The sequence below is a fragment of the Photobacterium sp. BZF1 genome, assembly GCF_014349205.1.
In the GTDB taxonomy this organism is placed as follows: Bacteria; Pseudomonadota; Gammaproteobacteria; order Enterobacterales; family Vibrionaceae; genus Photobacterium.
In genome coordinates, this window is the sequence record NZ_JACSOF010000088.1 from 14,459 (window position 1) to 27,423 (window position 12,965).

Sequence of the window (12,965 nt, forward strand, 5' to 3'; positions counted from 1 at the left end):
ATGAGTTGTTTTTATCTATTAATCATGGACAAGGATAAAGCGGATGACAAAAAATGCGTGAAAAGTGAGATCTCCCCCCGCCATTTTTCACCAAAGCTATAGTTACTCGCAGAAGAAAAGAGGGGGTATCTATGATTCATTTCAGGAGGGTAATGATTAGTGGGTTGCTTGTTCTGGTGCTGGGAGGCTGCCAGTCCACGGAAGAGGGATATGATTGGTCCCCGGGAGATGACATTCAGACCAATGCCAGCGGAGAGGTTGTTGTGCCTGATGCGATTGTCTTGCCAGAGGAAGATATTGAGGCAATTAACAAATTATAACTGTGTTTGTGTTGTATCAAGCCCAATGCCGGTGGCAACTTAGGTATAATCTACCGGTTAATAAAACGAATAAGGAATGCAGCCTTGAATACCGACACTGAGAACTTGATTCAGCATGTGTGTGATGCCCTGGCGAAGATGCGTGAGAGCAAACCCTTGGTTGTTAATGTCACTAACTACGTTGTGATGAACAATACAGCAAACGCACTTCTTGCTGTGGGTGCATCGCCAATCATGGCACATAGCCGCGAAGAAATGGCAGAAATGATGGGCTTTGCCGGAGCCTTGGTGATCAACATCGGTACGCTGGATAGCCAGTGGTTGCCACGCATGATCTATGCGGTGGAGCAAGCTAATGCCAATGGCAAACCTGTTGTCCTTGATCCTGTCGGTTGCGGTGCAAGCCAGCTACGTACCGACGCTTCCCGTCAACTGGCCAAACTGGCAGATAACTTGATCATCCGTGGCAATGCGTCGGAAATTATCGCACTGGCAGGTGAGTCGGCACAGAGCAAAGGTGTCGATGCGCTTGATAGCAGTGATGCGGCGGTGAATGCTGCTAAAGCCCTAGCTGAAAGCCATAACTGTACTGTCGTGATTTCCGGAGCCACAGATTATGTTGTCAGCCCAGATAGTGTGGTTGCACTGGATAACGGCCACGAAATGATGCCTTTCGTTACAGGCATGGGCTGCTCACATACGGCATTGACCGGTGCGTTTGCTGCCGTTGGCTCCAATGAAGTTAGTGCGGGCATCTCGTCAACGGCAATTCTTGGTGTTGCCGGTGAAATCGCTGCAGCTAAGTCGGCAGGGCCGGGTAGCTTGCAGATGAACTTGTTGGATGCTATCTATCAGCTTGATGAAGATACGTTGAAGACCCGCCTGAAGATTAGCGTGCGATAAGGGGAAAGCCATGTACGATTATCGACTGTACTTGGTGACCGATGAGCATCAGGATATTGAGCTGTTGGAAAGGGTCATCCGGGAAGCTATTGCGGGTGGTGTTACTATGGTTCAACTGCGTGAAAAGCATGGTGATATCCGGGCTTTTATCCAGCGGGCGGAAGCCATTAAGCCAATGTTGCAAGCGGCGGGGATCCCGCTGATCATCAATGATCGGGTCGATGTTGCCTTGGCCGTGGATGCAGATGGCGTTCACCTCGGCCAGTCAGATATGCCGGCGGACGTAGCCCGCCGCTTGATTGGCGAGGGTAAAATCTTGGGACTATCGGTAGAAAATGAACAGCAGCTTGAGGCTGCCCAGTCGCTGCCATTGGATTACCTTGGCTTGAGTGCGATATTCCCGACACCGACCAAAACCGATACCGTTTATGCATGGGGTTTGGAAGGCCTTGCCAAAGCGTCTGCATTTAGCCAGTTGCCGTTAGTCGCGATTGGTGGGATTAACGAGAGTAATATCAGAGCGGTGGTTGAAGCGGGCGCAGACGGAATCGCACTGGTATCTGCGATATGCCATGCTGACTCACCGAAAGACGCGAGCCAGCAGTTATTGACGCTAATCGGCGGCAATTAAAGGAAGAAGGTGTCGAGATACAATTGCTCGACTTCTTTGCGTGCCCATTCGGTACGGCGCAAGAACTTCAGGCTTGATTTGATGCTTGGGTCATTGTTGAAACAACGGACTTTGACAATTTGACCCAGCTCTTCCCAACCGTAATGGTCGACTAGCTCCTCGAGGATCCTTTGCAGGGTAAGGCCATGTAATGGGTTATTCGGTTGGTGGTCCATAATGTGTACTTCATTGTGTAATCTGGGTTGGCACTATACCAGCTTGGATTGCGCGAATGAATCTTCGACGTCGAATATCTGTTAGACTACGCTTCCATCACCCTCCGAGCAGCTTTATGTTGTGGGGGGGACCATACCGCAGCAAGCCATATTGGCAAGACTGCATTGATTTTAGGGTTTACTGTGCTCAATAACGATATCTTGCGACGCCTTCGCTATACCTTTGATTTTAATGACTCAGCGATGATCAATATTTTTGCTGCTGCTGAGCACGAAGTGACGCGTGAGCAAGTTAGTGATTGGCTAAAAAAAGAGGATGATCCTGCATTTACTAAATGTACGGACCGCGAGCTAGCGATCTTCCTAAATGGCTTAATCAATCAAAAACGTGGCAAGAAAGAAGGGCCACAGCCTGAGCCAGAAGCTCGCTTGACCAACAACATGATATTCATGAAGCTACGTATTGCCCTGAATTACAAAGCGGAAGATATTTTGGAAATCATGGAGAGTGTTGATTTCAACATGAGCAAGCATGAGCTAAGTGCGTTTTTCAGAAAGCCTGACAACAAGCACTACCGCGAGTGTAAAGATCAGATCCTGCGCAACTTCCTGCTAGGGGTGCAATACAAATTCCGCCCGGAAGCAACGGAATAGCCCTGAACATTAACACGAAATAAAGGCTGCCCATCGGCAGCCTTTGTTGTTTTACCCAGCAATCTCATCTAGGTTGATTTCTCCCTCATGCTGGTTGAGCAACATCTTCTGGATGTTGAAACCGCAAAGCATCAAAATCAGGCACCAGTTCAAAAACGGCAATGTGCCTTTTACCATACTTTCGGCGAGCTGAGCCGGTTTCCATTGGAAAGCCTCACACAGGCTGTCGATGGTGATGCCGGTGAAAGTATTGTCGCCGATAACACGCTTGAACTCTTTTTCCGTTGGCATTTCAAAGGCCGTTTTGTTTTTGAACGCGGTTGGCTTAAATGCGCGCATGACTTTTCTGGCGTCAACTTCAAGCGGCTGCCCATTGTTCTGAATGTTCGGGCGTCCAGCCAGCGCACAGAGGAAACACCAGCAAGGGTAGGGGATATCGGAAATATTCTCAGGCTCTCGCTTGTAGCGAGACATCCAATCAGAGAGCTTTTTCTCTTGCAGGCCTGTTAATCGGGCGAGGCTGGCAGCATCATAACCATACTCTTTCAGCAGGTTAATAATTTCAGCCACTTCTGACACGAAAGGTTTTGCCCAATGGTTTGCCGGGGCGAGGGTGACATCTCTGATCATAATGGACTCATAAGAATTAGGGAGGCTTGAAAGGCTCAAGCAGATGGGCATAAGCTTATTCGAAGCTATAGGGGAAGTCTATCTAGCAAAGGCAGCAAGCTATTTTTGCCCTCGCAGTTGGATTAAATCTCACCAGCTAGTTTGTTGAAGGAACAGGGCCGACAGTATTTTTGTGTTGGCGGCGAAATACAACAAAAGGTAAATAGAGCACCAGATTAAGCCCCAATGCCGCCACGATACAGAACGCAATGCTGCTGACATCGAGTGGAATCCCGAGTGTGAAATGGACAAGTACCCGTTGAAGCTCATTGAACCTTGCTGGGTTAAACATATACAGGGTCTTATCGACGAGGTGGCCGTGGGCTAGTATTGCCATGCCTTGCTCCAGCATCTCATGCTGCTGCAGTACTTTGAGCTTTTGCTCGGCATCGACCCGCACTACAGGGTTGTCTTCCTGAAGTAGCGAGGAAACCATACTTTCGGCACTGTCAAAGCCATGCTGCCGGGCATTGCTTCGGTAGGCCTCAACTTGCTGGGTGGTCGCATCATAAAACCCTGACAGGTACTGCAGGTAGTGATCGGCCAGCATGGGGATTTGCAGGGTAGCAATCAATAGCCCACCGAAAACCAACCTATCTAGAATCCGCTTTATCATATTACCTCCCTACAGCAAGTCACTGAATTCCCATCTATATAACAATATATAGCGCATTGCCAAGGGGATATGTCCTAGCTGGGTCAAAAGTGCAGGTATGAAGCCAAGATGGTATAGCCGGTGCCAAATTAGAAGGTAATGGGAATAAGGGGAGGGTAAAGCGAATTGGAAATATCTATTGGGATGAGTGCCATAAAAAACAGGACGAGCATAGCTCGTCCTGTGGGTATTTATCAGCGCTCTTCTAATCGAGATTAGAAGTTTGCAGAGCGTGGTGCACGTGGGAACGGGATCACGTCACGGATGTTAGCCATACCGGTAACGTATGTCACTAGACGCTCGAAGCCCAGACCGAAGCCTGAGTGCGGAACTGTGCCGTAGCGGCGCAGGTCGCGGTACCAGCTCATGTGCTCAGGATCGATGTTCATCTCAACCATGCGCTTGTCCAGTAGTTCCAGGCGCTCTTCACGCTGTGAACCACCGATGATCTCACCGATACCCGGTGCTAGTACGTCCATCGCAGCAACAGTCTTGCCGTCGTCGTTCATACGCATGTAGAACGCTTTGATGTCTTTCGGGTAGTTCTTAACAACAACCGGTGCTTTGAAGTGCTCTTCTGCTAGGTAGCGCTCGTGCTCAGAAGACATGTCGATGCCCCACTCAACGTCGAACTCGAAGTCACGGCCAGAATCTTTCAGGATCTGGATAGCATCGGTGTAGTCAACCTGTGCAAAGTCAGAGTTAACAAACTGCTCTAGACGCGTAATTGCATCTTTGTTGATACGCTGGGCAAAGAACTCAAGGTCGTCACGGCGCTCTTCCAGTACCGCTTTGAACACGTACTTCAGCATGTCTTCAGCAAGTTTGGCAACATCGTCAAGCTCAGCAAAAGCAACTTCAGGCTCAACCATCCAGAATTCCGCTAGGTGGCGGCTGGTGTTTGAGTTCTCGGCACGGAAAGTCGGGCCGAAAGTGTACACTTTGCTTAGTGCACAAGCGTAGGCTTCAGCGTTTAGCTGGCCAGAAACTGTTAGGAACGTTTCTTTGCCGAAGAAGTCTTTGTCGAAATCGACTTCGCCTGCGTCTGTCATTGGTGTGTTCACCAAATCAAGCGTTGAAACGCGGAACATTTCACCAGCACCTTCAGCATCAGATGCAGTGATCAGTGGCGCAGACATCCAGAAGAAGCCTTGCTCGTGGTAGAAACGGTGGATAGCTTGAGATAGGCAGTTACGAACACGGGCTACTGCACCAATTACGTTGGTGCGTGGACGAAGGTGTGCCACCTCGCGAAGGTACTCGATAGAGTGGCGAGTTTTCGCCATTGGGTAAGTGTCAGCATCTTCAACCCAGCCAACGACTTTAACTTCAGTCGCAGCTAGTTCGAAATCCTGACCTTTAGCTGGTGATTCAACAATCTTACCAGTAACCTCAACAGAGCAACCAGTTGTCAGCTTTAGCACTTCTTCCTGGTAATTATTCAACTCATTAGGGACCACGGCCTGAATCGGGTCGAAACAAGAGCCGTCGTAAATGGCAAGGAAAGAGATTCCAGCTTTGGAATCACGACGTGAACGGATCCAGCCGCGAACAGTGACTTCACTGTCAACCGCTAGCTTACCGCTAAGTACGTCTGTTACAGGCGCGTAAGTCATGTGTAAATTATTCTCCGTTAAGGCACTTTATTTGTGTATTGCCAGGGTAGGTTACCCCAAATACACAGTCCAAGGAGACCATATTACCTTTCTTACGTTTAGCATCAACCCTTGTTATTGCCTGAAAGGGTAAATTGATGCAGTAATCGCTCTAATTGTTCTGCTAAGTGTTCAAGATTTACACTAATTTCTTTCGAAGCCTGAGCGTGGGTAGCGGTATCGTCTGCATGTTGGGTGATGATCCCGACTTTTGAACGGATACCATCCGCCAATGAGGCCTGGCTGGCACTTTGTTGCTGGATATCGATAGCGTGATTGTTAACGACGTGGATCTGATCGCCCATAGCCGATAAAGCGGCGGAGAGCTCATGGATGGTGACGACCTTGGCATAAGCTGTCTGGCAAGTTGAGTCGATAGCCTCGGCAGAGGCCTCGCAGTCATTGTGCAAGGTTTCGATAATTGTCTGGATGTCACCGGTGGCTTGGTGGGTGCGAGTGGCAAGGCTGCGCACCTCATCGGCAACCACGGCAAAGCCACGGCCTTGTTCGCCGGCTCTTGCTGCTTCTATTGCTGCATTCAATGCCAATAAGTTAGTTTGTTCGGCGATGTTGCGAATGACGTCGAGAATGGTGCCGACCTGGAGGCTTTGCTGGTTGAGGTGATCGATTTTTAGTTTTACATGTTCAATGTCTTTGACCAATAGCTCGATACTCCCTCCGGCTTCTGCGGCGAGTTGAGTCCCGGCCATCGCGGATTCTGATGCATGGTGACTTAATGTGGCTGATTCCGTGGTGCGCTGCTCGATGTCATGCTGCTGTTGCTGCATGGTATCCATCGCGCTGAACATATCGCTGGTTTCTACCCGCTGGCTATCAGCGGCCTGGGTGGTATGGGAAGAAACCGAAATCAAATGGTTGGCTTGTTCACTGAGAGATTCTGAGGTTTGTTGGACTTGTACCAGGCTGCCGGAAAAGTTATCCAGCATTTGGTCGTAGCTATTACACAACTCGCCAATTTCATCCTGCCGGGGTTCATTGAGCCGCTGGCTGAGATCTTTATTTTTGCTTGTGGTGCGCATGAAGTCAGAGAGGCGTTTGAGCGGGCTGACAATGATCCGGCGGATCATAAACAGGGTAAAGAAGAAACCTGTTGCGGCGATAGCGGACATGATACTGCCTGCGGATAGCAATTGCTGGTTGACCCGCTGGTAGAGGGGCGCTAGATCATACTCAAGCCTGACGACACCCAGGACATCATTTTCCGGTACGATATGGCACTGCAAGCAGTTGGTGCCACGGTAATCGGCACTGGCTTTCATAGGCAGGGCAACCAGTAGTCGGCTGCCATTTTCGGTCGTAATTGTTTCGGCGATGGTTTCACCAGCCAATGCCCTTTGGTCATAGCTGTCGACGGGAACTTGGTTGTCTAACCCCGGGCCGAAGAACTGGGTAATGCCGGGGCCGCGGATCACCCGGACATTTTCAATGCCGCTGTGGGAAAGTACTTTTTCACGCAAGGTTTCCTTTTGCGACATAGTGCCGGTCAGCATCATCATATTGAGGCTATCAAAGTAGTTGCCGGCTTTGTCGAGAGTCTGCTCGCTGATTACTGATTCAAGTAATTTCTTTTGCTGTCTGCCCTCATAGACAAGGCTAATGACCAATACGATAGTGAAGACAGAAAAGAGGGTAAGTAGCAGTTTATTGGCAATAGTAAGGCGCATCTTCCATGATCTCTTATTTTTATTGTGGACATTGTAATGTGTTTGAAATGTTAAGAGATGGTTGGTGTTGGATGGGTGTGATGATGAGCAAATATTCTAAGCAAAAGGTTAATCGAATGTGATCTTGGTATTGTCTATGGCCTTGTAATTACATGCTATTTCACTGTTTTGTCTTTGTTGTTCTTGGTAGGGGCCAAGTGATGCTGGGCCTCTTGGTGTTAATTTACTGTTGAGCGGAATACTGAGCAGCAGTAATGCCATAGTAGACTTTGTCATCGAAACCTTGCTCAAGTTTGTAATAGTCTTTCTGGCGGCCTTCAAGTTGATAGCCACATTTTTCCATTGTTTTGTAAGAGCCTATGTTAGCTGCATAGCAATCAGCACTGATTTTATGGCTACCTAACTCATTGAACCCCAATTCTGTCATCAGTTTGCAAGCCTGAGTGGCGATACCTTGCCCCCAAGCATGGGCTGGAAGTTGATAGCCTACTTCATAGTTTCCTTGGCAGAACATCACCTGAGTAATGGCTGTCATGCCCATGTAACGGTCATGTTGGTCCCGGATGACAAACGTTGGATTATCAGGCCAGACACCGTTACTTATTGCTTCTTGGGTATTCTCAATAATTGGGCCGAAGAAACCTTGGTATACACTTTCGTCGGCCGGGGCAAAGAACAGGTATTGAGTCACTTTGTCGTCACCGAGCATGGTGATGATGTCGCTTAAATCTGACGGCTGGATAAGGCGGATTGTCAGGGTGTCGTGGAATGCGATAGCGTCGCCTTGTTTCAATGCCGAAAATGACGCTAGATGTGTCGTTGAATTAGTCATAGTTACCTCGTTGTCTGGTATCTATATTAGCGAAGCTACCTTATAGGCGATTGGACTTTTGCGACAAAATAATAAGAAGGCAGTAGCTTATTCAAAGTCGCCATAAACGTCGATGGTCAGGTCCCGGTTTTGTAGGTAACTGGAAGGGGTACGCTTGAGCTGCTGCTTTAGTTGCCTGATCAAATGGGACTGGTCGCTGAAACCAAATTGCTGTGAAAATGCTGTCCAATCAATATCTCCCTGCTGTTTATAGAGGGCAAGGATCATCAGCTCCAATTTAATCATCAATTGGTACTTTTTGATACTTAGCCCGGTGACTTGGCGAAAGCTTCGCTCCAGTGTACGCCTCGAGCAAGCACATAAGTTGGCCAACTGGTTTACATCAATGTATTGGTCAGGAGCTTCACAATGACTGTCTTCCATCAAGGCAATCGCTTTTTGCGCGGTGGTGAAGGGTTTATCTATTTGGCTTGAAAAGCATAGACTTCCAACGTGTTGTTTAATATTACCGATTAGGCTTTGCTTCGAGTCGCATTGCCATAATTGCTGCTGAAAATGCTGACCGAACTGGGGGGTGAGCCAGTCAAACCAGCCACACTGATTGACTAGTGCTAGGTTGGACTTGTTAAGCAGGTAAAGCCCTTCAGGGCGGAAAGTAATACCAATTCGCTTAAGCGGGGCGTTGTCTATCAGGGTCAGTATCCGGTCGCTGGCGGTCAGCAAGTGACTCCCTTTACCCGACAATTGGTCGCTGCCACTTTGATAACAGTAAGCTTGCTCTGGCGGGGTAAACAACAGGTGTGCCCTAGGGTTGGGAATAAGTTGTGGCAGTTGTTCGATGGTGTCGCTGTTTTCCACCTCAAGATACCAGACCTGATGAATGAGCCATTCATAACCATCAAGAGGGTGTTTCCACGTGATCATCTTTACTACCTGATTAGCGATAAATCTCTTTGCTGAATAGTTATTTTAATTTAATTGGGATCAAATGTGTTGTTGGTTTATACAACGAAAGCCTAGGTCATGTTGAAATGACCTAGGCTTTGTCTTGGATTGGGAAAGAGTTAAGGTGCAGGTTGCTCCGGTACCTCAAGGTAGGCGCAGGTTTGGCCATCGTTGAGGATAGTCCCTGCTGGCGGGCCTGTTGGTTCTTCTGCTGGTGGCTCTTCGCCTTCAGCAGGAGGAGTCTCACCTTCCGGCGGGGTTTCTTCCTCAACGGGTGGTGGCGGCTCAACCGGTACCACATTCGGCACTTGGCTGGCATCAATCAGGGTGACGATGTCACTCCAGATTTCACCTTCATCACTGCCATAGAGCAGGGTTTCGTCGGTTTGCCAACGGCTCTGGTGATTAAATGCTTTGATTGCCAGTTTCAAACCATCGGTATCGGTGATCTGGATCCGCTCATTCATTGAGCCGTCGACCGCTTCGTAATACAGGGTGCCATCATCTTCTATTTTCCAGAGAATGTCGAAGTTGAAACCACAGCCACTTCCATCGACATAGCTGCCTAAGAAAAAGTCACCTTGGAAATCGTCACTTAATTTAAGGTAACGTGCTGTGTCTGGGTTACTGTGATTACCACCTTCACCCCCTGTGTCGCTGGCGAATATCAGGGCTTTATCATCGCTGTTATTCCCCGTTTGGCCAATCAGAAGGGCTTTGGTAAATACTGGATTTCGGCCAAACCAAACCTCTTTACACTGCTGTACCTGGGTGTTGTAGTTAGCCAAGGTTTCTTTGACAACGGGTGTGGTTGTCGCCGGATCCCAGCCTGAGTCGCCGTCAATACATGCAGCCAGAGAGTCTGGCAGATACTCACGGGCCATTAGGCTAGAGATTTGGGCTTGTTGGCCTTGTTGGCTGAACACCTTAATGGCTAATAGGTTTTGCTGGTACTCATAGCTTGTCAAAGACCAATAGTCGAACTCATCTTCGATGTTGGTATCACCGATGAGTTTCAAGTAGCCATCTTCGGTCAGGGACCAGATCCGTGAGCCTGCTTCTTGGAGGGTATTTCGATAATGCTCCCAACTATTGTCACTACGTAGGATGTGGGCAGTAATTTCACCTTCTTCACTGATCTGCACCAAGGTCTTGTCGACAAGGTCAGTAACTGATTGAGTGGTGAAACGCTCATCACCACCACATTCAATGACCGCATTGAGGAATAGACCTTCGTTGGCTAAACCAGTATTACCGAAGGCACATTCGCCAAATGGTGGCAGGTTATCGCGGCTTGCTGCCGCAAAGATCTGAGCTTTGGCATCGTTATCAAAGCCTGAGAAATTAAACTCAGCCAACTCAAGCAATACCTCACCGATGTTCACGAAGCCCCGGTCTTCGACAAGAAAGAGGTTGCGACCATTGTATGGGTAATCGTCAGCAATTTGCTTGATGATATCTGGTACATCGAACCGGATCACAGGCCTGCCTGATATTGTCGCAGGAGCCCAAACACCGGTATCTTGGATAGTCCATTCGTTGGCAGCAATCCGACTCCAGTATCGGACGGTGAAGAAATCATCGCTGATAAACTCGGCAACAATGTTATCGCTGAGTTTGAAGCCATTGACCTGATCGATAGTAATACCAATATCGAACAATGGTGTCTTGACATCGTCTAGGGAGGTAAAACCGGCATCTGGCGTCAGAATTGGATAAACACGGCAGGTATCTTTGTCGTTGGTGTTATCACACAACAGGTAGGTTTCACTTTCTGGGCGCCAGGTGAAATAAAAACCGGAAGAGCCATCGGCGAATGTGGTGTCATCCGGAATGTACCGGGTCAGATAATGATTCTCCCTGCTAGATAGAAAGTCGTGCATTTTCTTCCCGGCGAGTGAATACACCCTGGCTTCTAAGGTCACACCTCTTTCATCTGAAGTATTTAATGCGGCATCTGTAAGCAATGCACTACGATCGGTGGAAAATTGTACCTTGAGGTATTCAAATAACCCTATCCAACCTTGATCAGTAAGGACTTGCGAACGAATGTCTTCAGTTCCAAATGCGGTTGAGTTACTTAGGTAAGTGAATAATTCACTAAGGGTGATATCGTCACTGCCAGTCTTATCCCAGCTGTATTCCGTAATGGTGGTTTCGTTGCCGTCATAAGAGGTTGAGTCAGCAAAAATACCTTTGCCATCATTGCTTTCCGTAGCACTGATTTCCCAATAGCCGTCATTTAGGATAGCCAGAATATTGGCAACAACTGCAGATTGTTCAGTAAAATAACGCTCAAGCCGGCCTTCCGTCATGGTTTGCACGATCGTCAGGCTCATTAGATCTTTAAGAGTCAGCCCCTGGACACCAATTTGCGGAAAGAGCGTATCGCGGATATCAATGGCGATCTTGTTAATATCTTCAAGCGCTAATGCAACTGCACCTTGAGCCGCTGACTCGAATACATCGGAAAAGACCCCCCAACTTCCGTCAGCAGAAACTCGCAAGGCAAGGGCATAGTATGTCAGTGATGATTCTAGAGAAATGGCCAAGCGCTCAGCAGCCAGCGGCGTCATGTATAAGCCTGTAGGTAGGTTCTCACCTACAGTGAATTCAGGGACACCATCTAAGTCAACTAACAACACGGCATTGATCCTAGGTCGGGTACCTGCATCTAGGACATATTTCCCATCACCTTGAGACTCCAGACGTGTAATATTAATTGAATCAAATACTTTTCCTGTATCATCCAACCAAACTGCAGCAAAGTTCTGTTCAGTGAGATCTTTCACCGCATTAGCATAGGCGGGTTGTATTAGAGAGAAGCTGGATTGATTGGCAAGGATTATACCTTCGGGTGCATCAACTGAGACTGTAAAGGTGGTGGAAACAGGTACTGGTGTGCCTGCTACAGGAGCGGCGGTTTCACTGCTGTCTCCACAAGCAGCAAGCAGCAGGCTGCTGAGAAACAGCAGGGCATATCCCATATAACTGCGCATAATAATTTCCCCAATAGGTCATGAATCTTTATTGGTATTTGTTTTCTGCTGAGTATAGATAGGACAAAAAGGTGCAAAGTTAAGAAAGGAGATGTGTCTCGTATATAGAGCGGCTGTCCTGTAAATAAGACAGCCTCCCAGATACTATATATGTTTAGGTATCAGCCTATTAGGCGATAGCGAGATATTTATGGGTCTGGATAGATAAGCGCCAGTTACGTTTGATACAGGTGTCAATGCACAACTCTGTTGCCCGTGGCTTCTGGCTAATAGGCTGTAGCGCGATATTGACGTCAGCTTTAAGATTTTTGCCGTCAATTAATTCATCTAACTGGTCGATATCTTTTTGGGTGCCCACCGGGTGCTTGATTTCATCTGCGCGTTCCAGTGCACTTGCTAGTACTGGAAGTTTGGCCTTCATGTTGATTTTCGGCGAAACCGTTACCCAAGTGTTTTGGGTCGCGAGGACTTCTGAAGTACCACTGGTTTCGATTTGGCATTGGAATCCGGCTTGCTCTAAAGCGGTAGTCAATGGCAGCAAATCGTAGATACAAGGTTCACCCCCAGTGATCACTACGTGCTTGGCGGTGTACCCTTGCTGCTTGAGTAAATTAACGATGCCGTCAGCGTCTATCTCGGTCCAAATTGGAGAATCAGCTGTTTTCGCCATCACGTCTTCGATAGAACCATGGTCCTGCGGTTCGGCATTCCATGTTTGTTTGGTATCACACCAAGCACAGCCAACAGGGCAGATCTGTAGTCTGACAAAAATGGCGGGTACTCCAGTGAAGACACCTTCACC

The 12,965-nt window shown here is 48.2% G+C and carries 13 protein-coding genes; 4 read left to right on the forward strand and 9 right to left on the reverse strand.

Annotation, left to right across the window (positions count from 1 at the left end):
- The first annotated feature begins 131 nt into the window (after positions 1-131).
- The 3 genes from BIZ37_RS18780 to thiE all read left to right on the forward strand — a co-directional run bounded on the left by BIZ37_RS18780 (position 132) and on the right by thiE (position 1,854).
- Positions 132-320, forward strand: a complete 189-nt coding sequence (locus tag BIZ37_RS18780; protein ID WP_222939737.1) for a hypothetical protein — start codon at positions 132-134, stop codon at positions 318-320.
- Between the two features lie 105 nt (positions 321-425).
- Entirely contained in the window at positions 426-1,223 is a 798-nt protein-coding gene (gene thiM, locus BIZ37_RS18785) for a hydroxyethylthiazole kinase (RefSeq protein ID WP_370577395.1), read from the forward strand.
- 10 nt (positions 1,224-1,233) lie between these two features.
- Complete coding sequence (gene thiE, locus BIZ37_RS18790; protein WP_187462783.1) at positions 1,234-1,854, forward strand: thiamine phosphate synthase; 621 nt, start codon at positions 1,234-1,236, stop codon at positions 1,852-1,854.
- Here the strand turns inward: thiE and BIZ37_RS18795 are convergent.
- Positions 1,851-2,069, reverse strand: coding sequence for a VF530 family DNA-binding protein (locus tag BIZ37_RS18795; protein WP_039464239.1), 219 nt, complete (start codon positions 2,067-2,069; stop codon positions 1,851-1,853). The two genes, thiE and BIZ37_RS18795, sit on opposite strands and share 4 nt — an antisense overlap.
- Before the next feature lie 183 nt (positions 2,070-2,252).
- Between BIZ37_RS18795 and BIZ37_RS18800 the strand changes: the two genes are divergently transcribed.
- A complete protein-coding gene (locus BIZ37_RS18800) occupies positions 2,253-2,723 on the forward strand; it encodes a DUF1456 family protein (RefSeq protein ID WP_187462784.1) in 471 nt (156 codons plus the stop codon).
- A gap of 51 nt (positions 2,724-2,774) precedes the next feature.
- On the opposite strand, the gene BIZ37_RS18805 is transcribed toward BIZ37_RS18800, so the two are convergent.
- From BIZ37_RS18805 to queE, 8 genes are all read right to left on the reverse strand, one after another.
- Positions 2,775-3,353 (reverse strand): hypothetical protein, encoded by a 579-nt coding sequence (locus BIZ37_RS18805; protein ID WP_187462785.1) that lies wholly within the window; start codon positions 3,351-3,353, stop codon positions 2,775-2,777.
- Between the two features lie 136 nt (positions 3,354-3,489).
- Complete coding sequence (locus BIZ37_RS18810; RefSeq protein ID WP_187462786.1) at positions 3,490-4,008, reverse strand: DUF2937 family protein; 519 nt, start codon at positions 4,006-4,008, stop codon at positions 3,490-3,492.
- Positions 4,009-4,262: 254 nt separating this feature from the next.
- Complete coding sequence (gene asnS / locus BIZ37_RS18815; RefSeq protein WP_107297542.1) at positions 4,263-5,663, reverse strand: asparagine--tRNA ligase; 1,401 nt, start codon at positions 5,661-5,663, stop codon at positions 4,263-4,265.
- Positions 5,664-5,767: 104 nt separating this feature from the next.
- Positions 5,768-7,387: a methyl-accepting chemotaxis protein gene (locus BIZ37_RS18820; RefSeq protein WP_187462787.1), complete on the reverse strand. Its 1,620-nt coding sequence runs from the start codon at positions 7,385-7,387 to the stop codon at positions 5,768-5,770.
- A gap of 223 nt (positions 7,388-7,610) precedes the next feature.
- Positions 7,611-8,219 carry a GNAT family N-acetyltransferase gene (locus BIZ37_RS18825; protein ID WP_187462788.1) on the reverse strand — a complete coding sequence of 203 codons (609 nt, stop codon included), beginning with the start codon at positions 8,217-8,219 and terminating at the stop codon, positions 7,611-7,613.
- 87 nt (positions 8,220-8,306) lie between these two features.
- Positions 8,307-9,143: an AraC family transcriptional regulator gene (locus BIZ37_RS18830; protein WP_187462789.1), complete on the reverse strand. Its 837-nt coding sequence runs from the start codon at positions 9,141-9,143 to the stop codon at positions 8,307-8,309.
- 140 nt (positions 9,144-9,283) lie between these two features.
- Entirely contained in the window at positions 9,284-12,163 is a 2,880-nt protein-coding gene (locus tag BIZ37_RS18835) for a hydrogenase expression protein HypA (RefSeq protein ID WP_187462790.1), read from the reverse strand.
- A gap of 169 nt (positions 12,164-12,332) precedes the next feature.
- The coding region (gene queE / locus BIZ37_RS18840) for a 7-carboxy-7-deazaguanine synthase QueE (protein WP_187462791.1) at positions 12,333-12,965 on the reverse strand (633 nt) is incomplete at its 5' end.

Bases quoted from the DNA above. Each gene is read 5' to 3' on its own strand.
- BIZ37_RS18805 (WP_187462785.1), bottom strand. From the start codon at position 3,353: ATGATCAGAGATGTCACCCTCGCCCCGGCAAACCATTGGGCAAAACCT.
- BIZ37_RS18780 (WP_222939737.1), top strand. From the start codon at position 132: ATGATTCATTTCAGGAGGGTAATGATTAGTGGGTTGCTTGTTCTGGTG.
- BIZ37_RS18825 (WP_187462788.1), bottom strand. From the start codon at position 8,219: ATGACTAATTCAACGACACATCTAGCGTCATTTTCGGCATTGAAACAA.
- BIZ37_RS18795 (WP_039464239.1), bottom strand. From the start codon at position 2,069: ATGGACCACCAACCGAATAACCCATTACATGGCCTTACCCTGCAAAGG.
- BIZ37_RS18830 (WP_187462789.1), bottom strand. From the start codon at position 9,143: ATGATCACGTGGAAACACCCTCTTGATGGTTATGAATGGCTCATTCAT.
- BIZ37_RS18820 (WP_187462787.1), bottom strand. From the start codon at position 7,387: ATGCGCCTTACTATTGCCAATAAACTGCTACTTACCCTCTTTTCTGTC.
- thiE (WP_187462783.1), top strand. From the start codon at position 1,234: ATGTACGATTATCGACTGTACTTGGTGACCGATGAGCATCAGGATATT.
- BIZ37_RS18835 (WP_187462790.1), bottom strand. From the start codon at position 12,163: ATGCGCAGTTATATGGGATATGCCCTGCTGTTTCTCAGCAGCCTGCTG.
- asnS (WP_107297542.1), bottom strand. From the start codon at position 5,663: ATGACTTACGCGCCTGTAACAGACGTACTTAGCGGTAAGCTAGCGGTT.
- BIZ37_RS18810 (WP_187462786.1), bottom strand. From the start codon at position 4,008: ATGATAAAGCGGATTCTAGATAGGTTGGTTTTCGGTGGGCTATTGATT.